18 protein-coding genes are annotated in these 20,995 nt (G+C 65.0%); 3 read left to right on the top strand and 15 right to left on the bottom strand.

The features are described 5' to 3' along the window. Positions 1-33: 33 nt before the first annotated feature. The 12 genes from BN1233_RS04955 to BN1233_RS05010 all read right to left on the bottom strand — a co-directional run bounded on the left by BN1233_RS04955 (position 34) and on the right by BN1233_RS05010 (position 15,871). Complete coding sequence (locus BN1233_RS04955; RefSeq protein WP_046862241.1) at positions 34-1,533, bottom strand: phosphomannomutase/phosphoglucomutase; 1,500 nt, start codon at positions 1,531-1,533, stop codon at positions 34-36. A gap of 81 nt (positions 1,534-1,614) precedes the next feature. Next, the gene (locus BN1233_RS04960; RefSeq protein WP_046862242.1) at positions 1,615-2,526 is read right to left on the bottom strand and encodes a 2-dehydro-3-deoxygalactonokinase; all 912 of its coding nucleotides are present in this window, start codon (positions 2,524-2,526) and stop codon (positions 1,615-1,617) included. A 45-nt stretch (positions 2,527-2,571) separates the two neighbouring features. Next, the gene (upp, locus tag BN1233_RS04965) at positions 2,572-3,201 is read right to left on the bottom strand and encodes a uracil phosphoribosyltransferase (RefSeq protein ID WP_046862243.1); all 630 of its coding nucleotides are present in this window, start codon (positions 3,199-3,201) and stop codon (positions 2,572-2,574) included. Positions 3,202-3,262: 61 nt separating this feature from the next. Beyond that, complete coding sequence (locus BN1233_RS04970; protein ID WP_147706958.1) at positions 3,263-4,510, bottom strand: URC4/urg3 family protein; 1,248 nt, start codon at positions 4,508-4,510, stop codon at positions 3,263-3,265. Positions 4,511-4,554: 44 nt separating this feature from the next. Beyond that, positions 4,555-5,811 carry a GTP cyclohydrolase II gene (locus BN1233_RS04975; protein ID WP_046862244.1) on the bottom strand — a complete coding sequence of 419 codons (1,257 nt, stop codon included), beginning with the start codon at positions 5,809-5,811 and terminating at the stop codon, positions 4,555-4,557. 179 nt (positions 5,812-5,990) lie between these two features. Beyond that, a complete protein-coding gene (locus tag BN1233_RS04980) occupies positions 5,991-7,247 on the bottom strand; it encodes a phosphopentomutase (protein ID WP_046862245.1) in 1,257 nt (418 codons plus the stop codon). Positions 7,248-7,293: 46 nt separating this feature from the next. Then, positions 7,294-8,922, bottom strand: a complete 1,629-nt coding sequence (locus BN1233_RS04985) for an ABC transporter ATP-binding protein (protein WP_046862246.1) — start codon at positions 8,920-8,922, stop codon at positions 7,294-7,296. Further along, positions 8,919-10,082 carry an ABC transporter permease gene (locus BN1233_RS04990; RefSeq protein WP_046862247.1) on the bottom strand — a complete coding sequence of 388 codons (1,164 nt, stop codon included), beginning with the start codon at positions 10,080-10,082 and terminating at the stop codon, positions 8,919-8,921. The genes BN1233_RS04985 and BN1233_RS04990 overlap by 4 nt, the downstream gene beginning before the upstream one ends. 52 nt (positions 10,083-10,134) lie before the next feature. Next, a complete protein-coding gene (locus tag BN1233_RS04995) occupies positions 10,135-11,244 on the bottom strand; it encodes a microcin C ABC transporter permease YejB (protein ID WP_046862248.1) in 1,110 nt (369 codons plus the stop codon). Between the two features lie 225 nt (positions 11,245-11,469). Further along, positions 11,470-13,332: an extracellular solute-binding protein gene (locus tag BN1233_RS05000; RefSeq protein ID WP_046862516.1), complete on the bottom strand. Its 1,863-nt coding sequence runs from the start codon at positions 13,330-13,332 to the stop codon at positions 11,470-11,472. 98 nt (positions 13,333-13,430) lie between these two features. After that, entirely contained in the window at positions 13,431-15,284 is a 1,854-nt protein-coding gene (locus tag BN1233_RS05005) for an extracellular solute-binding protein (protein ID WP_046862249.1), read from the bottom strand. 260 nt (positions 15,285-15,544) lie between these two features. Further along, on the bottom strand, positions 15,545-15,871 hold the full coding sequence (locus BN1233_RS05010) for a hypothetical protein (protein ID WP_046862250.1): 327 nt from the start codon (positions 15,869-15,871) through the stop codon (positions 15,545-15,547). A gap of 102 nt (positions 15,872-15,973) precedes the next feature. Between BN1233_RS05010 and BN1233_RS05015 the strand changes: the two genes are divergently transcribed. After that, the gene (locus tag BN1233_RS05015; protein ID WP_046862251.1) at positions 15,974-16,921 is read left to right on the top strand and encodes a LysR family transcriptional regulator; all 948 of its coding nucleotides are present in this window, start codon (positions 15,974-15,976) and stop codon (positions 16,919-16,921) included. 136 nt (positions 16,922-17,057) lie between these two features. Here BN1233_RS05015 and BN1233_RS05020 read toward each other — a convergent pair whose 3' ends face one another. Beyond that, a complete protein-coding gene (locus BN1233_RS05020) occupies positions 17,058-17,603 on the bottom strand; it encodes a c-type cytochrome (RefSeq protein WP_046862252.1) in 546 nt (181 codons plus the stop codon). Positions 17,604-17,929: 326 nt separating this feature from the next. Between BN1233_RS05020 and BN1233_RS05025 the strand changes: the two genes are divergently transcribed. Together BN1233_RS05025 and BN1233_RS05030 are read left to right on the top strand one after the other, a co-directional pair. Further along, positions 17,930-18,676: a 3-deoxy-manno-octulosonate cytidylyltransferase gene (locus BN1233_RS05025; protein WP_046862253.1), complete on the top strand. Its 747-nt coding sequence runs from the start codon at positions 17,930-17,932 to the stop codon at positions 18,674-18,676. A gap of 31 nt (positions 18,677-18,707) precedes the next feature. Continuing rightward, positions 18,708-19,562: a prephenate dehydratase gene (locus BN1233_RS05030; protein WP_046862254.1), complete on the top strand. Its 855-nt coding sequence runs from the start codon at positions 18,708-18,710 to the stop codon at positions 19,560-19,562. A gap of 22 nt (positions 19,563-19,584) precedes the next feature. On the opposite strand, the gene nudC is transcribed toward BN1233_RS05030, so the two are convergent. Further along, positions 19,585-20,496, bottom strand: coding sequence for an NAD(+) diphosphatase (nudC, locus tag BN1233_RS05035; protein ID WP_046862255.1), 912 nt, complete (start codon positions 20,494-20,496; stop codon positions 19,585-19,587). Between the two features lie 3 nt (positions 20,497-20,499). After that, positions 20,500-20,916, bottom strand: a complete 417-nt coding sequence (locus BN1233_RS05040) for an HIT domain-containing protein (RefSeq protein ID WP_046862517.1) — start codon at positions 20,914-20,916, stop codon at positions 20,500-20,502. Positions 20,917-20,995 lie beyond the last annotated feature (79 nt).

Genomic DNA, 20,995 nt, shown 5'->3' on the forward strand with positions numbered 1-20,995 from the left:
AGCGCCGACCTTGCAAGCTATTCTCCCAGCCCATCAAATCGTCTGATTGTAAGCCCCAACTTCTGGATTCTCGCGCAGCACACCATCAACCGCCTTGAACATCTCGCGCATGCGCGCTTCGGAAGCGGGACTTTCTACGACTACGACGAGTTCCGGCTTGTTGGACGAGGCGCGCACGAGGCCCCATGTTCCGTCATCCGTGATCACGCGCACGCCATTGACGGTCACGAGATCGCGGATCGCGTGACCGCCGACGGCTTCGCCCGTCTCCTTCATGCTCTTGAAGCGCGAGATCACCCAATCCACGACGCCATACTTAACCTCGTCCGCGCAATGCGGCGACATCGTGGGTGAGCCCCAGGTCTTCGGCAATTCCACATAGAGATCCGCCATCGACTTGCCGGGGTTCCGGTCGAGCATCTCGCAGACGGCAATCGCCGTCAGGGCGCCGTCGTCGTAGCCGCGTCCGACCGGCTTGTTGAAGAAGAAGTGGCCGGATTTCTCGAAGCCCGCGAGAGCGGAGAGCTCGTTCACCCGCCGCTTGATGTAGGAATGGCCGGTCTTCCAGTAGTCCGTGCGAACGTTCCGAGCCTGCAGTTCCGGATCGGTGAGGAAAAGCCCAGTTGATTTGACGTCGACCACGAAGGTCGCGCCCGGATGCAGCTTCGAGAGATCGCGGGCGAGCATCACGCCGATCTTGTCGGCGAAGATCTCCTCGCCGTTATTGTCGACGACGCCGCAGCGGTCCCCGTCTCCGTCGAAGCCGAGGCCGACATCCGCTCCCGTCTCGCGCACCTTGTCCGCGATGGCATGAAGCATCTTCATGTCCTCGGGGTTCGGGTTGTAGCGTGGGAAGGTGTGATCGAGCTGCGTGTCGAGCGGGATGACCTCACAACCAATCCGCTCCAGGATCTCCGGCGCGAAAGCGCCGGCCGTGCCGTTGCCGCAGGCCGCGACGACCTTGAGGCGCCGCTCGAGCTTCGGCCGGTTGGTGAGGTCGGCGATGTAGCGCGCCGGGAAGTTCTCGACGAATTCATAGGAGCCGCCGCCCCGGAGGTTGAAGGCGGCGCCGAGCACGATCTCCTTCAGGCGGCTCATCTCCTCCGGCCCGAAGGTCATGGGCCGGTTCGCGCCCATCTTGACCCCTGTCCAGCCGTTGTCGTTGTGCGAGGCTGTCACCATCGCGACGCAGGGGCAATCTAGCTCGAACTGCGCGAAATAGGCCATTGGCGAGAGTGCAAGACCGATATCCTTCACGCGCAGACCAGCCGCCATCATGCCGGAGATGAGCGCGTATTTGATCGAGGACGAGTAGCCACGGAAGTCGTGTCCCGTCGCGATGTCGGGACGGACGCCGAGCTCGTGAACCAGCGTCCCGATCCCCATCCCGAGGGCCTGGACGCCCATGAGGTTCAGTTCCTTCTCAAACAGCCAGCGGGCATCGTATTCGCGAAAGCCTGTCGGCTTCACGAGCGGGAGGGACTCGTATTCATAGGTGTTCGGGACAAGGTCGCTCTGCGGCTTTGGGAACATGTCGGTCCAGTCCGTTGGGCGGGCATCGGGCCGCCGGGTTTGTCAATTTGTGGGTGGGTGTCGCCTGGGTGGAGGAGTGCATCAAGGCGCATCCCGGCACCTGAGGATCTGCGCGATCCCGACGACGAGGGCGGTCTCGGGCGCGCGCACGGTGCTGTGGAGTCTACGCGCTTCGAGCGCGCTCACGTAGAGATCAGCTCTCGCCTGATCGGCGATGATCGTCACGCTGTCGTAGCCGGCAAACTGGCTGAGCGCTCCATTGACCTCGTCACCCGTGAGGAGGCCGGAGAGGTAGGGCCCGAGCCGCGCCGGCTCCATCTTCCCGGCGACCACTGCGGCGCGCGCGCCGAACAGGAGATTGAGAAGGCCGACACGGGCGGCTCGATCCTCACCGCGGTTGCGCTCCGCTGCGGCGAGCCCCATCGCAAAGCCGGACGGGTCGCCCGGCTCGGTCGCCGGACGCCCGATCATCGAGTGCTCGCGCAACAGCGCATACATCTCGCCGGTCATGTAGCTGGCGAAGCGTTCGATCCGCCCGCCGCTCATCACAACCCATTTCGAATGCGTGCCGGGCAGGCAGACAAGCCCGTCCGCAATGGCGGAGCCGAGCGCCAGCGTCTCTTCGCCCCGCATGACATCACAGGCCTCGGGAGCCGGCTCGAAGAGGAGGCCCGGCACGATATGAGCCTGCCGCCCGTTCCCGAGGTCGACCGGCACCATCGCGCGGGCGATGTCGCGGGCATCGGCGGGGCAGGGCGCATAGGGCGCAACGGCCCAGCCCTCGCGGCTTCCCACCATGCCGACGAGAACTACCGGAGCGTCGGGATTTTCTGACAGCCAATGCCCGCATTGGCGGGAGAACACGCCAGCGTGCTCACCGGGTTTCAGGACGGACACGCCGGATGGAGCCGAGACGCGATCGAGGATCGTTTCGCTCTCGACGAGATAAGCGCGGAAACGCGTCGTTCCCCAATCCGCCAGGATGAAGCGCATGCCGGCCGCTCTTCTGCTCGTGGTCGTGACAACCGAAGTGCGAGCCTACCGCGTTCCGAACATCCGGTCGCCGGCATCGCCGAGGCCGGGAATGATGTAGCCATGGTCGTTCAGGTGATCGTCCACCGCTGCGGTCCAGATACGTACGTCGGGATGTGCGCCCCGGAGCTTCTCGATTCCCTCGGGAGCCGCAAGGAGACACACGAAGCGGATCTCGCGCGCTCCGCGCTCCTTGAGGCGATCGATCGCCGCGACGGCGGAATTTGCCGTGGCGAGCATCGGATCGAGAACGAGAGTCAGGCGATCCGCGAGATCCGAAGGCGCCTTGAAGTAGTATTCGACAGCGTGAAGCGTCTCGGGATCGCGATAGAGCCCGATATGCGCGACGCGTGCCGAAGGGACCAGCGTCAGCATTCCATCGAGGAAGCCGACCCCAGCCCGCAGGATCGGCGCGAAGACGAGCTTCTTGCCCGCGATCTGCGGGGCTTTCATGTGGGTGAGCGGCGTCTCGATCTCGACCATCTCGGTCGGCAGATCGCGGGTGACCTCGTAACAGAGGAGCATCCCGATCTCGTTGAGCAACTGCCGAAATCCCTTCGTCGAGCGCTTCGCCTCCCGCATGAGCGTGAGCTTGTGCTGCACGAGCGGGTGATCGACGATCGTGACGCCTTCCATGTATCTGCCCCTGGCGATGAATGCTCGAAACTGATGGCTGCAAGTCCGTTCGGCCACGCGCCTAGAATACCGTCCCGTCGCTGACAATCGAGAGCGGAGGCGAACCGTCGGCGCGGCGCTCCCGGGCCAGCCGGCGTCCCGTGGCCCAGGTGCCGCCCTCGAGGACCTTGGCGAGCGGAAAATCCGCGGCGGACAGGCCGAGCCTCTCGCGGACGAGGTCAGCGACACGATCGAGGAGCGCGACCGTCAAAGCCCGCCACTCCACGACGAGCTGGGAATCGACCGTATGGGACCGAGCCGCATCTTGCGGGTCGCGCAAGGCCAGAACTCCGGTGTCGAGAAAAAGGCCGCCATTGCGGTATTCCGGCAAACCGGTGAGCCCGTCGACTTCCTCGATCGTGAAACCGGTCCAGGACAGCGGTTCCAGGAGGGAATAGGCGAGCCACTGGGACAGCTTGTGAAACGGCACGAGCCCGTCCGAGGCATCATCCGCATGGGCGAGCGGATGCCGCCAAGTGTCGCCAAGATCGACACCGCCGAGCGTGATCCGCGAGGGCCAGATCGGGCCGAGATGCTCGAGCAGCGCCCCCAGCACGGCAGGCGTCACGATGCGGCCGCTGCGCGCTGTCGCGGCAATCACGTCGAACAGGCCACCCGGCCTTGGATCATCCTCCCGGCCGAAGACCTCCGGCGCCCCGGCGACGACCTGGCCGAGCCGGCGCAACAGGGCGGCGCGCGCCTCGAGTCCGACGAGCGGGTTCTCTGCCGAGACCTGAAAGCCTGCAGCGAGTTCATCCGCGGTCAGGCTCGCGAGGGCCTCCCCGTCGACCCGGAAAGGATCCTCCGGGTGGTTCGAGAAGCTGCCGCCAATGAACATGTCGAAGCTCGCGACCGCGAGGCCCTCCGAGCGTGAATAGGTCTCGCCCGTGCGGCCCTCCTCGTAACGCCAGGCTGGTCCGGCACCGGCATCGAGAAGCACGGAGATGATCGCGAGATCGAAGGCCGCGCGCGCCATGGCGGGCTCGCTGTCGAAGGCGGCGAGGCTGGACACGGTTTCCCACCGGTCAAGGCCTCCGGCCGTGAAGTGGCGCCAGCGGGCGTGAAACGGAACGTCGAGATCGGGATAGGCAGCCTTGATCGTCGTCACGACCTCGTCGGCACAGCCTCCGAGCCGATCCGGATGGACCGTGAAATGCTCGAGCCGTCCGGCCAGTCCTTGATCGAGAAGCTGATGGGCGCGCTCGCGCACTGCAGCAGCGGACAGAAGGCGATGAGCGGCGGCGGCTTCAGGGGGCAAATCTCGGTTCACGACGGCCTGCGCTGCGAGGGGAGAAGAGGGACGGTGGGCGACGGCTAGAAGCGCTCGAGATCGCGCCCCTTGACCCGGGCGAGACTCTCCTCGTCAGGGCCGCCGTCCGGCGTGTAGTAGCCCGCTGCCTTCTTGGCCTCCAGCTCCACCTGCGCATCCGGCGGCACGAGCTCGGGCGGAATGGGCACGCGCTCCACGACCTCGATCCCGGACTCGGTGATCGCGTCGTACTTCATGTTCGACATCGACATCAGGCGATCGATACGCCGGATGCCGAGCCAGTGCAGTACATCGGGCATGAGCTGCTGGAACCGTGCATCCTGCACGCCCGCCACGCATTCCGTGCGCTCGAAATAGGTGGCGGCGGAATCGCCGCCTTCCTGGCGCTTGCGGGCGTTGTAGACGAGGAACTTGGTGACCTCGCCGAGGGCGCGCCCCTCCTTGCGGTTATAGGCGATCACGCCCACGCCGCCGTCCTGCGCTTCGCGCACGCATTCCTCGATGCCGTGCACGAGGTAGGGCCGGCACGTGCAGATGTCGGATCCGAACACATCCGAGCCGTTGCACTCGTCGTGAACGCGGCAGGAGATGCGGCGCTTCGGATCGGCGAGACCAGCAACATCGCCGACGATGTAGACGGTGATGTTGCCGATCGGGGGCAGGAACACGGACATGTCCGGGCGCGTGACGAGCTCCGGAAACATGCCGCCCGTCTGCTCGAACAGCGTGCGCCGCAACTGGCCCTCGGATACGCCGAAGCGGGAGGCCACGCCGGGCAGGTACCAGACGGGATCGATCGCGACCTTGGTGACGGAAATGTCACCCGACGCATGGAGGATGCCACCGTCCGCGCGCAGCCGCGTCCCGAGCGACGCCTGGATCTCGGGCATGTTGAGGCGGGCCTTCGTGACCGCGATCGTCGGGCGGATGTCGACACCGGCGGCGATCTCGTCGCGAAACACCTCGCCGACGCAATGGCCCCAAGGGTCGAGGGAGACGATCCGGCCCGGCTCCGACCATTGCGGGTAAGGACCGATCTCCGTGGTCGGATGGGTGTTGCGGAGGTCGGGCCGAGCGACCGGATTGAGCGCGCGGGCGGAAATCGCCAGCGCCCGGTAGATCGAGTAGGAGCCGCCATGCGCTCCGATGACGTTCCGGTCACCGGGATTTGTGACCGATCCGATGACCGGCCCTCGTTCCTTCGGGTCGGCAGCGCCCCAGCGGATCGGAAAGCGAGCCGTGGCCGTGTTCGGCTCCGGGTGCGAGGTCAGCCGGATATGAGTCGATCGGTTGGCGGTCATCTGTATGTCCGTAACGGCGAAGGCTCCCCGGACATCCCGAGGAGCCCTCTCCTGACAGAGATCGAAGTCTGAGCCGAAACCCCAGGAGCGTCAACGTGTTCGCTGCCGCTTCGTGTGACGGTCTTTCGGGCGGCCGCATCCATCCTTGGTGGCATTGACGGGAGGCGCGGCCCTCAACCTCATGCCCCCGGTGCAGGCTCGTCCTGAAGCCAGGACCGTCCCGCCGCAGGCCTGGGCACGCCGAGATGATCGGCAAGTGTCGCACCGATATCGGCGAGGCTTTCGCGGCGGCCGAGTTCCCGGGGCTGGATGCCGGGCCCGAAGCACAGGATCGGCGCATTCTCGCGCGAATGGTCCGTGCCACGCCACGTCGGATCGTTGCCGTGATCCGCCGTGATCACGACGAGATCCCCCGGTCGAAGGACTTGAAGGATCTCCGGGATCCGGCGGTCGAAGGCCTCGAGCGCGGCGGCGTATCCCGGTACGTCACGCCGATGACCGAACTCGGTATCGAAATCGACGAGATTGACGAAGACGAGGCCGCCATCGGGCAGATGGGCCATGGCTTCGAGAGCAGCCGTGAGGCAGGCCTCGTTGCCGTGTGGCTTGATCTCTTCGCCGGTGCCGCGATGCGCGAAGATATCGCCGATCTTTCCGACGGTGATCACGGGCCGTTCTGCCTTCGCGAGAATATCGAGCAGGGTGTCGGAGGGCGGAGGCGTCGCGAAGTCCTTGCGGTGCGCCGTCCGGACGAAGCCCTCCTCGGGCGAGCCTGTGAACGGCCGCGCGATCACCCGGCCGATGCGGTAGGGATCGCAGAGCCGCCGCGCGATGATGCAGAGATCGTAAAGACGCTCGAGCCCGAACGTCTCCTCATGGGCTGCGATCTGCAGGACGCTGTCTACGGAAGTATAGAGGATCGGCTTGCCGGTGCGCATGTGCTCGGCGCCTTCCTCTTCGATGATCACGATCCCCGAGGCATGACGGTTGCCGAGAATGCCGGGTAGGCCGCCTTCGCGGATGATCGCCTCGGTGAGCTCTTCGGGGAAGGCCGGAATCGTCGTCGGGAAGTAGCCCCAGTCGAAATTGACGGGAACGCCCATGATCTCCCAATGGCCCGACGGCGTGTCCTTACCCTTCGAGGTCTCGACGCCATAGCCCCAGGCTCCGCCGACGCGAGGCGAATCCTCACCGGGCGCCGCGAGCCCGGGCGGCACGCGCCCGGTCGAGGCTTCGCAGGCGAGCCCGAGTCCGAGCGCGGACAGGAACGGCACGGCGAGCGGACCCTCGCGCAACCCTTCTTGGTCTCCCGCGCCGCGGGCGCAGGCTTCCGCAATGTGCCCGACCGTGTCGGCTCCCTCGTCGTCATAGGCGCCAGCATCCGATGCGCCGCCAATGCCGACGGAATCGAGAACGATCAGCAGAGCGCGCGGCATGTCAGGTCTCCGGGAAGGCCGTCACGCGATCCAGCGACATCGCGGTTCACTCCCGCACGACGCCGGTGCCGGCCGTCTCCAGGTGGAAGGCGGCGTTGAAGAGCGCGCGGGTGTACTCCGTCCGGGGCTCCGCGAAAAGGCGCTCGGCCGGCCCCTCCTCGACGACTTTTCCGTCGCGCATGACGAGCACATGGTTGGCGAGCGCACGCACAACCTTGAGATCGTGGCTGATGAACATGTAGGCGAGCTGGTGGCGTTTCTGGAGTTCGCGCAGCAGCTCGACGATCTGCGCCTGCACGGACATGTCGAGGGCGGAGGTCGGCTCGTCGAGCATGACGAAATGCGGCTCGAGCGCCATGGCCCGCGCAATGGCGATGCGCTGGCGCTGACCGCCGGAGAATTCGTGCGGATAGCGATCCATCGTGTTCGGATCGAGCCCGACATCGTGCATGGCGCGAGCCACGACATCGCGCCGTTCGCGATAGGACAGCGCCTTCTCCTGTACGAGAAGCCCTTCGGCGATGATTTCCGCGATCGACATCCGCGGCGACAGCGAGCCGTAAGGATCCTGGAACACGACCTGAAGGTTCTTGCGCATCGGTCGCAGCGCTCTTCTGGGCATCCCATCGAGCCGCTTGCCCAGAAAGACGATCGGTCCCTCGGAGGAGATGAGCCGCAGGATCGCGAGTCCGAGCGTCGTCTTGCCCGATCCGGATTCTCCGACGACGCCGAGGGTCTCGCCCTGGCGAATCTGGACCGAAACCCCGTCGACCGCTTTCACGTAGCCGACGGTCCGCCGGAAGAAGCCGCGCTTGATCGGGAACCAGACTTTGACGGGCCCCGCCTCGACGACGACCGGCGCTCGGGCCGCAACAGGATTGGCACGTCCCTTCGGCTCGGCCGCCAGAAGCCGTCTCGTATATTCGTGTTTTGGATTGGCGAAGATCGTAGCGACCGGGCCTTCCTCGACGATGCGGCCCTTCAGCATCACGCAAACGCGATCGGCGACCTTCCGGACGATCCCGAGATCATGAGTGATGAAGAGCATCGCCATGCCGAGCCGGTTCTTCAGCTCGGCCAGCAGCTTGAGAATCTGCGCCTGCACGGTCACGTCGAGAGCCGTCGTGGGCTCGTCCGCGATGAGCAGGTCCGGTTCGTTCGCGAGCGACATCGCGATCATCACGCGCTGGCGCTGGCCACCCGAGAGCTGGTGCGGGAACGCGCCGAGCCGGCTCTCCGCATCGCGGATCCCCACGAGGTCGAGGAGCTCGAGCGTCCGCGCCCGCGCCTGCGCTGCAGACATGCCCCGATGAAGCTGCAGGATCTCGCCAATCTGCCGCTCCACGGTGTGGAGCGGGTTCAACGATGTCATGGGCTCCTGGAAGACCATGGTGATGTCGTCACCCCGCACTTGGCGGAGCTCATCCTCCGATGCGGCGAGGAGATCGCGTCCCTTGAAGTGGATGCTGCCGCTCGGGTGCCGGGCGGTGGGATAGGGCAGAAGCTTCAGGATCGACAGGGCCGAAACCGACTTGCCGGATCCGGACTCGCCGACGATAGCGAGGGTTTCTCCTTTGCGGATCGAGAACGAGACGCGGTCGACCGCGAGAAGATCCGCCCCGTCCTGGCGAAAGGCGACGGACAGGTCGCGCACATCGAGGAGCGGCTCGTTCATGCGAAGGCCTTTCGCGGATCGAAGGCGTCGCGCACCGCCTCGCCGACGAAGATCAGGAGCGAGAGCATAATCGCGATGACGAGAAAGCCGGTGAGGCCGAGCCAGGGGGCTTGAAGATTGGCCTTGCCCTGCGCGAGCAGCTCGCCGAGCGACGGAGAGCCCGGCGGTAGTCCGAAGCCCAGAAAGTCCAGCGAGGTCAGGGTAGTGATGGAGCCATTGAGGATGAAGGGTAGGAAGGTGAGCGTCGCGACCATGGCGTTCGGCAAAAGGTGCTTCAGGATGATCGCGGTGTTCGACAGTCCAAGCGCCTGCGCGGCGCGCACATATTCGAAATTGCGGGCGCGCAGGAATTCCGCGCGCACGACGCCTACGAGCGAGACCCACGAGAAGAGCAGCAAGATGCCGAGCAGCACGAAGAAACTCGGCGTGATGACGGCAGAGATGATGATCAGCAGGTAGAGCGACGGGATCGCGGTCCAGATCTCGATGAAGCGCTGGAAGAGAAGATCGAGCCAGCCGCCGAAGTAACCCTGCACGGCGCCGGCGGCGACTCCCACGATGGAGGATATCCCTGCTAGGATAAGACCGAACAGCACGGAGATCCGAAAGCCGTAGATCAGACGTGCAACGACATCCCGGCCCTGGTCGTCGGTGCCGAGCCAGTTCCATTCGATGTCGCGGCATCCGGTGCCGCCGTTTCGTTCCGCCAGCGGCCGGCACTGCTCGTCGGTCAACATCCAGGTCGGGGGCGCGGGCGCAGGAACCGGCAGATCCAGATTATGCGTGTCGTAGGAGAAGTGAATCGGCGGCCACAGCATCCAGCCGTTGTCATTGATTTCCTTCGCGATGACCGGATCGCGGTAATCGGTCGTGGCCAGGAATCCGCCGAACTTCTCTTCCGGGTAATCGACGAAGATCGGGAACAGCGTCTCGCCTTTGTAGGAGGCCATGATCGGGCGATCGTTCGCGATGAACTCGGCGAAGAGGCTGAGGATGAACAGGATCGTGAAGATCCAGAAGGACCAGTGACCCCGCCGGTTTGCGCGAAAGTTCTTCAGGCGCCGCCGGTTGAGGGGCGAGAGCCGGATGAAGCCCTCGCGCGGCAGAGGCGGCGCCGTGGGAGCGGCCGCAGGCGACGCGATGGGAACGTTCTCGTTCACCGGCAGAGGCTCCGGCAATGGTGACGCTGGACCGACATGAGCGGTGAGAGCTTCATACTTCGCGGGCCTCGAAGTCGATGCGAGGGTCGATCCAGGTATAGGTCAGGTCGGAGATCAGGTTCACGAGGAGGCCCAGAAGGGAGAAGATGTAGAGGTTCGCGAACACCACGGGATAGTCACGGTTGACGATCGATTCGAACGAGAGAAGTCCGAGACCATCGAGCGAAAAGATCGTCTCGATCAGCAGCGCGCCGGAGAAGAAGGCTCCGATGAAGGCGCCCGGAAAGCCGGCGATCACGATGAGCATCGCATTGCGGAACACGTGGCGATACAGGACGGCGCGTTCCGACAGGCCCTTCATGCGGGCGGTCAGCACGTATTGCTTGCGGATCTCGTCCAGGAAGGAGTTCTTCGTCAGAAGTGTTGAGGTCGCGAAGGCGCCGAGCGACATCGCGATGATCGGCAGCGTGATATGCCAGAGATAGTCGAGGATCTTCCCGCCGAGTGAGAGCTCAGAGAAGTTTTCCGACGTGAGTCCCCGCAAGGGAAAGATCTGAAAGAAGGATCCGCCCGCGAAGAGGACGATCAGGAGAATCGCAAAGAGGAAGCCCGGAATCGCGTAGCCCACGATGACCACGCCGGAGGTCCAGACGTCGAAGGATGATCCGTCCCGCACGGCCTTGCGGATCCCGAGCGGAATCGAGATCGCATAGGAGAGCAGTGTCATCCACAGGCCGAGCGTGATCGAGACAGGCAGCTTCTCCTTGATGAGCTCGACCACAGAGATGTCGCGGAAATAGCTGCGCCCGAAATCGAAGCGGGCATAGTCCCAGAGCATCTTGAGGAAGCGCTCGTGAGCCGGCCGGTCGAAGCCGAACTGCACCTCGAGCTGCTTGATGAATTGCGGATCGAGGCCCTGCGCGCCGCGGTAGCGGGACGATGTATCTCCACCCGCCCCGCCTGGCTGCCCCTGAGCACCGGAGAAATCGCCGGTGCCGCCCGAGATCCGGGATGTGGCGCCGGAATCCTGGCCCTGGATCTGCGCGATGATCCGTTCGATCGGACCGCCCGGCGCGAACTGAACCAGCGCGAAGGAGACGAGCATGATGCCGAGCAGAGTCGGAATCATGAGAAGCAGTCGGCGGGCGATATACGCGAACATCAAACCATCAGTGAGGCAGCGCGCACATCACCTCTCCCACAAAGGGCGAGGCGAAGGTACATTTGGGTTCGTTCTGCCAAATCGGGCCGACCTCTCCCACAAGGGGCGGGTGAGGGTGGCGGCGCCAACGCTCAGGGTCCTGCAAGTTCCCAGTCCTCCAACTCCGGACGAAGCCTTAGATCACGCCTTCTACCCGAGGGAAAGCGTAGCCGAGGCCTTTACGCCTCAGGCGCGGCCGATGCGCTGGGCCTTGGCGGCATCGAACCACCAGGTCCCGGGAGCTCCGGAGCCGTAGCGCGGCTTCCTCTCGGGCCGCGCGAAGACATCCCAATAAGCGATCCAGTCCGTGTCCTTGAACCACATCGGGACCCAGTGATGGCCCGCCCTGAGCACACGGTCGAGGGCCCGGCATGCGAGGTTCAGGTCGGGCCTGGACTTCGCATTGGCGATGCGCTCGATGAGGGCGTCGACCGCAGGGTCCGCGATGCCGGCAATGTTCCGGCTGCCCGGCGTGCGCGCAGCTTCCGATCCGAAGACCACCCGCAGTGAGTCCCCGGGAGTCAGCGAGCCCCCAAGTGCACGGCTCGCCATGTCGAAGTCGAACTCCTCCATCCGGCGCTGGTATTGCGCCGCGTCCACCAGACGCGAACGCGCCTGGATCCCCAAGCGCTTGAGATTGGCCTGGAACGGCTGTGTGTGCGGTTGCAGCGCGGGATTGGAATCGAGAAACTCAATCTCCAAGGGATGGCCGTTGGGGAGACGCAGGATTCCACCGTCCCGCTTGCATCCGGCGGCGCGCAGCAGCTCGTCGGCCCGGCGCAGAAGCTTTCGGTCCTGACCCGATCCGTCGGACACGGGCGGCGTCACGGGCTCTCCGAAGACCGCAGGCGGCAGGCTCGACCGGAACGGCTCGAGGAGAGCGATTTCCTCGGGGCTCGGTGGGCCCACGGCCTTCATCTCGGAATTCTCGAAATAGGACGTGGTGCGCCGATAGGCGCCGTACATGATGTTCTGGTTCACCCACTCGAAGTCGAAGGCGAGGCCGACGGCTTCGCGGATCCGCGGGTCCTTGAAGGCCTCCCGGCGTTGGTTAAAATACCAGCCCTGGATCGGCGCCGGCATATCGTTCGGGATCTCGTCGCGCTTGACCTTTCCCTCGCGCACTGCGGGGAAGTCATAGTTCGTCGCCCAGAATCGCGAGGTGTATTCCTCGTGGTAGTTCAGAGTGCCGTTCTTGAAGGCCTCGAAGGCGACCGTCCGGTCACGGAAATATTCCCAGCGCACCCGGTCGAAGTTGTTCTGCCCGACCTGCACGGGGAGATCGTGTCCCCAGTAATCGGAGACCCGATCGAACTCGATGAAGCGCCCGACCTCGAAACGCCCAACCTTGTAGGGCCCCGACCCGAGGGGGGATTCGAGGGTGGATGCTTCGAAATCGCGATCCTTCCAGTATGCTTCGGAAAAGATCGGCATGCCCGCGACGACGAGGTGGAGGTCGCGGCTGCGTTGCGGCGTAAAGGTTACGCGCAGCACGTCATCTGCTTCCGCCTCTGCAGCCGCAAGCTCGCGGAGAACCGCGCGGAAGGTCGGGTGTCCCTTTTTCTTCAGAATATTGAGCGAGAAGGCGGCATCGCGCGCCGTCAAGCGTGAGCCGTCATGGAAGCGTGCCTCCGGGCGAAGAAGGAACCGGTAGATCAGCTTGTCCGGCGAAATGCGGACGCTCCGAGCAACGAGCCCGTAGAGCGCATCGGGCTCGTCGGCGGAGCCTGACATCAGGGTGTCGAAGGTGGCGCCCATGCCGGCGGCGCCGTCGCCCCGCAGGACGAAGATGTTGAGCGTGTTGAACGTGTCGAAGCTCTGATTCCCGGTCGCCTGCTTGATCTGCTGGACCAGCGTTCCGCCCTTCGGGGCCTGCAGGTTGACGTAGTCGAAGTGCGGAAAATCGGGGCCGTATTTCAGGTCGCCGAAGCTCGAAAGGCCATGCGTTTCTTCCTCGGCTTCGGCGCGGGCCGGCAGCCTTGCAAGCCGCGCACCCGCTAAAAGGGCTGTGCTCCCGGCAAGCACATGTCGTCGTGTCGGATGCCACATCCCGAAACTCCCGTCTTCCGCACCCGGCGGGTTCTGCATCAGATCTCCGGCCACGCGATCGAGAGCCACCTGGGCCCGCAAGCGGAGCCCCAGGTGGCTCAAGGCGAGCCGGTCTTCGCCGCTTCCGTCCGATCGTACCACCAGATCGTCGGGAAGGCGGCAGCCCCGTAGCGCGGCATCGTGTCGGGATGCTTGTAGCGGTTCCAGCGGGCCGTGCGCTGGAAGCGGTAAGTCCATTGAGGCACGACGTAGTCGTGAGCCAGAAGAACGCGGTCGAGCGCCTTCGTGGCGGCGACGAGCTCCTCGCGGGACTTTGCGAAGATGACGCGGTCGATCAGGGCGTCGACACCGGGATCCTTGATGCCGGCGATGTTCTGCGAGCCGAGGCGATCGGCGGCCTGCGAGCCCCAGAACTCGCGCTGTTCGTTGCCGGGCGAGATCGACTGCGCCCAGACATTCGAAACCACATCGAAATCGAAACTGCGCACGCGGTTGACGTATTGAACGGGATCGACCGTGCGCACCGATACGGCGATGCCGAGGCGTTCCAGGGCGGCCTTGTAGGGCAGGAAAACTCGCTCGTCGTTCGGATCGTCGCCGAGGAGCTCGATCGAGAGCGGTTCGCCCCGCGCATTCACGCGATTGCGGCCCTTCAGCTCCCACCCGGCTTCCCGTAGCAGGCGGTCGGCCTCTCTCAGGTTGGCGCGGGTCTTTTCAGGGGTTCCGCCCACCGGGTTGGTATAAGGGGTGGTGAAAACGGATGCGGGAATCTTGTCCCGCACACTTTCCAGAATCTCCTTCTCGAGCCCTTCCGAGAGGCCCGTGGAGGCCAACTCCAAGCCGTGGAAATAGCTGGAGATGCGCTCGTACTGGCCGAAGAACAGGGTCCTGTTCATGTCCTCGAAATCGAAGGCCAGGTTCAGGGCGCGCCGGACCCGGTGATCCTTGAACTGGTCGCGCCGCAGGTTCGGGACGAATGCCTGCATCACGCCGGTGGCGCGAATGGGAAACTCCTCGAGGACGACCCGGCCCTCGTTTCTGGCCGGAAAATCATAGCCGGTCGCCCAGTTGCGGGCCGAGTTCTCGGACCTGAAATCGATCCGGTCGCTCTTGAAGGCTTCGAGCAGGACGGTCGCGTCGCGATAGTACTCGTAGCGGATCTCGTCGAAGTTGTTCGTGCCCTTGTTGACGTTGAGATCCTGTCCCCAGTAGTCCGGCACGCGCTCGAAGCTCGCCACGCGACCCGTCTCGAAGCTCTTCAGACGATAGGGCCCTGAGCCGAGCGGTGGCTCCAGAGTCGTCTGCGTGACATCTCGCGGCCGCCCGTCCGGGCCCGTTCCCTCCCACCAGTGCTTCGGGAGAACGAGAAGCTGCCCCATGATCTGCGGCAACTCGCGGTTGCCTGTCTGATTGAACAGGAAGCGAACCTCGCGCTCGCCGAGCTTCTCCGCCTTCGTGACGTTCCCGTAATAGAAGGCGTACATGGGGCTGTTCGCCTTGAGGGCCGTGAAGGAGAACACGACGTCGTCGGCGGTCACGGGCTTCCCGTCGTGCCATCGCGCTTCCGGCCGGAGACGGAAGGTCACGGAGGAGAAATCGTCCGGATAGCTGAAGCTCTCCGAGAGCAGGCCGTAGGACGCGCTCGGCTCGTCCAAAGCTGCCGTCGTGAGCGTCTCGTAGACGAGTGCGATGCCTTGGACGACCTGCCCCTTCACGCCGGCCACTACGACATTGAAACTGTCGAAGGTCCCCTGCGCACCCAGCCGTACGAGCCCGCCTTTGGGAGCATCCGGGTTTACATAGTCGAAGTGCGGGAAGCCTGCGGGATATTTAGGTTCGCCGAGAAGCGCCGCGCCGTGGCGCCACGTCTCGCCCTGAGCCATGGCGGCCGGTGCGGCAAGCGCCGCGATGGCCGCGAAAACCGCGGCAAGAAGGTGTCGGATCACGGGCATCTCCGGCTGTTGGACCCGGCAGTTATCTTTGTCCGGCATCCCTGCAGGGCAAGTGACGATCCGCCCGATCAAACGGCCGGACGTGACGGGACCTATACCCAAAACGGAGAGAGCGCGTGAGCAAGAGACCGAAAATCGATCGTGGCGGCGGCTTGGTTGATCGAGGCGCGATGAGGGCATGCATCGCATTGCCGACGGGGAGCGTGGCGTCCGCCACGCTCCCCGTCTGCCCTGCAACTCGGTGAAAATGCCGATCCGGCTCAGTGCGCCACGGCCCCATTGACAAGCACCTGATCGTTCCGCCGGCTGATCTCGATTAGGCCGGGGGCAGCGCCCGCCTCGCGGGCCGTGGAGAGCACGATGCTCTGGTTCGGAGCGAGGACAGTCTCGATGCGCATGGGCGTTCCGTTGTCCCGCGCCAGGGTCGCTACGACCCGGAAGCCGTCGCGCTCGACGGTGTAGTAGGCAATGCCGGATACCTCGCCGAGATCTATGTGCCGGGCCTCGATCGGTTGCAGGCCGTCCGCATGGGCCGCACCGATGAGGGCCCATGCGGACGCGGCAAGGATGGTGGTTCGAAGGGTCATAGTCATCTCCTGAGGGTGGGCCGCCGTGCCCGCAGCACGGTGCGGCCGTTACTCAGGAAAGTGGTTTCACTATCATCATTAGTCCAACAGATTGGATCAATGATGACTATCGATCACGTCAATCTTGCCCGTCTGGACCTGAACCTCCTCATCGCCCTCGATGCCCTGCTTACCGAGCGGAGCGTGACGCGCGCTGCAGCCCGCGTCGGTCTCGGCCAGTCGGCCATGAGCCACAATCTCGCGCGCCTGCGAGACCTGTTCGGAGACGAGTTGCTGACCCGAGGGCCCAAGGGCATGCGGCCCACGCCCCGTGCGCTGGCCTTGATCGAGCCTGTGCGGGCCATCCTGTCTCAGGTTCAGGCCCTGGTCTCTCGAGACGAGGCCTTCGATCCGCGGACGGCGGAGCGTACGTTTAGGTTCGGGCTGCCGGACAGCGTGGAGATCATGATCGTCCCTTCGCTCCTCGCCCATCTCTGCGAGGTCGCACCCGGCATCCATCTCCGGTTGCACAACATCGATTCCTCACAGCTTCTGGAAGATCTCGATGCCGATCGCCTCGATCTTGCGATCGGCTACGGGGACTTCGCGCAGGGGCAGGCGCACCACAAGCGGCGTCTCCTGTTCACGGAAACCTATCTGTGCATGTTCAATGCAGAGCGGACGGGGATCACCGGCCCGATCTCGCTCGACGACTACGTGCGGCTGCCCCACCTGCTCACGAGTTTGCGCCCCGGAGAGCGGGGCGTCGTGGACGATGCACTGGCGAAGCTGGGCCTGCAGCGCAATGTCGTGCTCACCACGCCCCGCTTTCTGGCAGTGCCATTTCTGGTGGCGCGAGCGCCGGTCGTCGTCACGATGCACGCGCGGCTGGCTCGCTTCTTTGCTTCGAAGCTGGGGCTCAGCCTCAGCCCACCGCCGGTGGAATTGCACGAGATCGCCGTTTCGCTGCTCTGGCACGAATCCTACGACCGGGATCCCGCACACGCATGGTTGCGTCAGGCCGTTTTGCGACGCGTCGCGGAAACCGCGCAGGAACTCGGGCCGGTATAGCAGTGATCTGCGCCGGGCTCTTTTTCGACTCGGATAGGTTCCGCTGCAAAAACAAAGCCCCTCGGCGAGGGGCTTTGTCGGAAGTCGGTGGAACGGAACGACCCGGCAGTTCGGCGCGGGACCGTTCAGCCCGGCATCACTGCGCCGCAGGAAGCGGCTCCGGGTTGTCCGAAAGAGTGCGGAGATAGGCGAGCAGGTCGGCCCGCTCCTGGGCCTGGCCGATTCCCGCAAAAGCCATGGCGGTGCCCGGAACGGCTTTCTTCGGGCTTGTGATGAAGGCGTCCAGATCCTCGTAGGTCCAGTTGCCCCCCTTGGCCTTCAAGGCCGCCGAATAATTGAAGCCCTCATGGGAGGCGACGGGACGTCCGACGACGCCGTAGAGATCCGGGCCGACCTTGTTGGGGCCGCCCTTCTCGAAGCTATGGCAGGAAGCGCACTTCTTGGCTGCGGTCTGGCCCTTGGCAGAGTCGGCCTTCGCGAGCAGCACGGGGAGCGGTTCGGCGGGGGCTGCCGGCGCGCTTGACGCCGCCTCGGCGCCCTCGGCCGGCGCCGGAAGATCGTAGCCCGGAACAGCGGGCTTCTTCGGCGCGAAGAGGCCGCTCGCAATCACGTTCATGGCAACGACGAAGAGGAGCGTCCCGAATAGTGCGCCCGCGAATTTGTTAGTTTCTAGATTGTCCATGAGGAAACGAACTCTCCAGGCCTCGATCGACGGGCGTCGGCACGCACGTCCGGAGCGCGCAAGCGAGTGCCCGCGCGGCGCGCCGTTGCTTAGCCGTAGTCGGCGGGGTCTGGCAATGGCTCTTTCGCCGGTCTTTGCGTCGCAGTGACGCGCATTGCGCGAATGGAGAGGAGCCGTCCGTTCGGGACGCAGTTCGAGACCTGACAAGAATGAGTGCGCTTGCTAAAGCGCGGCCGCGCCCTCTTAGGGCGCGATGATTTTTCTCCCGTTCCAGTGATGCCGAATCCCTTCATGCTCATCTCATCCGGGTACAGGGCGGGGCGATAATGTCGGCCCCTATCGTCCTCATTCCCGCCAGGCTCTCGGCGACCCGGCTGCCGAACAAGCCCCTCGCAGAAATTGCAGGGGAGCCGATGATCGTCCATGTCTGGCGGCGGGCCGTCGAGGCCGGGATCGGACCCGTTGCGGTTGCGACCGATGCTCCCGAGATCTTGGAGGCGGTGGAGCAGGCGGGAGGCACAGCGGTGATGACCCGCGCCGATCATGTCTCCGGATCGGACCGGATCCACGAGGCGGTCGAGTGCCTCGATCCGGACGGCCGGCACGACATCGTCGTCAATGTCCAAGGGGATCTCCCGACGATCGATCCGGGTGCGATCGCGGCATCCGTACCTCCCCTCGCCGATACGGGTGTCGACATCGCAACCCTCGTCGCAGTGATCACCCGCTCCGAGGAACGGACCGATCCGAACGTCGTGAAGATGGTCGGAAGCGAGATCGTTCCGGGCCGGTTTCGCACGCTCTACTTCACACGGGCGACGGCTCCATCGGGGGAGGGGCCGCTCTATCACCATATCGGCCTCTACGCCTATCGCCGGGCCGCGCTGCGGCGCTTCGTAAGTCTTCCGCCGTCGCCGCTCGAGCGGCGGGAACGACTGGAGCAGTTGCGGGCGCTCGAGGCGGGCATGCGGATCGATGCGGTCCTCGTCGAGGACGTGCCGCTCGGGGTGGATACCCCCCACGATCTCGAACGGGCGCGTGCGGTCCTTGCGCAGAGGCGGCGGTCCGAGTGATCCCTCATAGGCCGTACAATCGGGGAATGACATGAACAAGGTAATCGCCTTCCAGGGGGAGGCCGGCGCGAACTCTCATATCGCCTGCAAGGAAGTCTACCCGGACTTCGAGCCGCTAGGCTGCGCGACGTTCGAGGACGCCTTCGCGGCCGTCTCGGATGGGCCGGCGGCGCTCGCCATGATCCCGATCGAGAACTCCATCGCCGGCCGCGTCGCCGATATTCACTACCTCCTGCCGAATTCCGGCCTGCACATCATCGGGGAGCACTTCCTCCCGATCCATTTCCAGCTGATGGGCGTGCCGGACGCCAACCTCGGCACGATCCACTCCGTCCACAGCCACGTCCATGCGCTTGGGCAATGCCGCAAGATCATCCGGAAGCTCGGGTTGAAGGCCTATGTGGCTGGCGACACGGCGGGCGCCGCGCGAGAGATCTCGCAGGCCGGCGATCCCACGAGGGCGGCCCTGGCGCCGCGCCTCGCGGCCGACGTCTATGGTCTCAAGATCCTCGCCGAAGATGTCGAGGACGAGTCACACAACACTACGCGGTTCATCATCCTGTCGCGCACGGCCCGGTGGGCGGAGCGGAACTCGGCCCCGATGGTCACGAGCTTCGTCTTCCAGGTCCGCAACCTTCCCGCGGCGCTCTACAAGGCGCTCGGAGGCTTTGCGACCAACGGCATCAACATGACGAAGCTCGAGAGCTACATGCTCGAGGGGCGTTTCGCGGCCACGAAGTTCTATGCCGAGGTCGACGGTCATCCCGAGGACCTGCCGTTGAAGCGAGCCCTGGAGGAACTCGCCTTCTTCTCGAAGGAGATGCGGATCCTCGGCGTCTACCCGGCGCATCCGCACCGCGAGGTAGTCCGTCTCGAGGCAGAGTAACGATCGGGCCGGAAAGGCTTGGTCAAGGCGATTCCGCGTAACACCAAGCCCGCAGAAGGTGGTGCGCGATCGCAATCGGCTGCGGCGCCGAGAGGCCTGCCGGGTGCCGGCCTGCCAGCATCAGCTTCACCTCGTCCCGGGAGAACCAGCGGGCATCCTCCAATTCCTCGCGGTCGACGTTGAGCTCCTCGCTCGTGGCCTCAGCGATGCAGCCGATCATCAGGGAAGACGGAAACGGCCAAGGCTGCGAGGAGTGATATCGCACCGCCCCGACGCGTACCCCGGCCTCCTCGAAAGTCTCGCGGCGGACCGCGTCCTCGATCGTCTCGGCAGGCTCAAGGAAGCCTGCGAGACACGAATACATTCCCGGCAGGAACCGGCTCTGGCGTCCGAGAAGGCAGAACTCGCCCCGGGCGACCAGCATGATCACGACCGGATCGGTCCGCGGGAAATGCTGGGCGCCGCAGGATCCACAGTCGCGGCGGAAGCCCGACTGGGCCGGAACGGTCCGCGTTCCGCAGACCGCACAGAACCGATGCCGCCGGTGCCAGTCGAGGACTGACTTTGCGGTCGCGAGGAGCCCGAGCTCTTCCGGAGGAACGAGCCCGCGTACGGCAACCGAGCGGAGATCCGTGACCGTGAAGCCGGGATCGTCCCGGTAGAGATCCGCAGCCGAAGGTGAGGCGAGGGTTGCCACGACCGGCCGTCCCTCCAGAGTCCCGAGGAAGACATCCTCGAAGAGCTCGCCGGCACGAGACAGGCCGGCTGCATCCAGGAGCGCGGTTCCGGGCTCGCCGGCTCGGAGAATGGGGATATCGCCGGCGATCAGAAGATGTGCGGTTCCGGGCTCGTTGCGGTGACGCTCGAGGGCGTCCGCGGGGTGCTCGACGCTATGGCGTACGAGGGGGTTCAGGGAGAAGGCAGGAAGGTGCATCGGTCAGGCCGCCGCGAAGAGGGCTGCCGCGCGGTCGATCAGCGCCTGCGCGGCATGGTCGGGATAGGGGCGGCGCTCGCCATGGCCCCAGACGGGGCTGGGCCAGGCCGGGTCGGAGCGAAAGCGACCGACGACGTGGACATGAAGCTGCGCCACGATGTTCCCGAGGGCGCCGACATTGATCTTATCGGGCTTGGCGATCTCCTCGATCACCCGGACGGCGATCCGGATCTCGTCTATGAGCGCGGCCGCGCTCGCTCGGTCAAGGTCCGTCAGTTCGCTCGCGCCCGGCACCCGCGGAACGAGAACGAGCCAAGGGAAGCGGGAATCGTCGTGGAGAAGCACCTGGCAGAGCGCCAGGTCGCCGATCGGCCGCGTCGATTCCGCGAGCCGCGGGTCGAGGGTGAAGGCGGGCGTCATCGCGGAGGCTGCCTTTCCGGTCGAACTCCCGAACAGGACAGGAGACCCGGGATCAATGGCGGCGAATCGGCTTTCGGCA

The organism is Microvirga massiliensis (assembly GCF_001006805.1).
GTDB classification, from domain to species: domain Bacteria; phylum Pseudomonadota; class Alphaproteobacteria; order Rhizobiales; family Beijerinckiaceae; genus Microvirga; species Microvirga massiliensis.

Coding starts and splice junctions, on each gene's coding strand:
- BN1233_RS04955 (WP_046862241.1), bottom strand. CDS start 1,533: ATGTTCCCAAAGCCGCAGAGCGACCTTGTCCCGAACACCTATGAATAC.
- BN1233_RS04960 (WP_046862242.1), bottom strand. CDS start 2,526: ATGCGCTTCATCCTGGCGGATTGGGGAACGACGCGTTTCCGCGCTTAT.
- upp (WP_046862243.1), bottom strand. CDS start 3,201: ATGGAAGGCGTCACGATCGTCGATCACCCGCTCGTGCAGCACAAGCTC.
- BN1233_RS04975 (WP_046862244.1), bottom strand. CDS start 5,811: ATGACCGCCAACCGATCGACTCATATCCGGCTGACCTCGCACCCGGAG.
- BN1233_RS04980 (WP_046862245.1), bottom strand. CDS start 7,247: ATGCCGCGCGCTCTGCTGATCGTTCTCGATTCCGTCGGCATTGGCGGC.
- BN1233_RS04985 (WP_046862246.1), bottom strand. CDS start 8,922: ATGAACGAGCCGCTCCTCGATGTGCGCGACCTGTCCGTCGCCTTTCGC.
- BN1233_RS04995 (WP_046862248.1), bottom strand. CDS start 11,244: ATGTTCGCGTATATCGCCCGCCGACTGCTTCTCATGATTCCGACTCTG.
- BN1233_RS05000 (WP_046862516.1), bottom strand. CDS start 13,332: ATGTGGCATCCGACACGACGACATGTGCTTGCCGGGAGCACAGCCCTT.
- BN1233_RS05005 (WP_046862249.1), bottom strand. CDS start 15,284: ATGCCCGTGATCCGACACCTTCTTGCCGCGGTTTTCGCGGCCATCGCG.
- BN1233_RS05010 (WP_046862250.1), bottom strand. CDS start 15,871: ATGACCCTTCGAACCACCATCCTTGCCGCGTCCGCATGGGCCCTCATC.
- BN1233_RS05015 (WP_046862251.1), top strand. CDS start 15,974: ATGACTATCGATCACGTCAATCTTGCCCGTCTGGACCTGAACCTCCTC.
- BN1233_RS05020 (WP_046862252.1), bottom strand. CDS start 17,603: ATGGACAATCTAGAAACTAACAAATTCGCGGGCGCACTATTCGGGACG.
- BN1233_RS05025 (WP_046862253.1), top strand. CDS start 17,930: ATGTCGGCCCCTATCGTCCTCATTCCCGCCAGGCTCTCGGCGACCCGG.
- BN1233_RS05030 (WP_046862254.1), top strand. CDS start 18,708: ATGAACAAGGTAATCGCCTTCCAGGGGGAGGCCGGCGCGAACTCTCAT.
- nudC (WP_046862255.1), bottom strand. CDS start 20,496: ATGCACCTTCCTGCCTTCTCCCTGAACCCCCTCGTACGCCATAGCGTC.
- BN1233_RS05040 (WP_046862517.1), bottom strand. CDS start 20,916: ATGACGCCCGCCTTCACCCTCGACCCGCGGCTCGCGGAATCGACGCGG.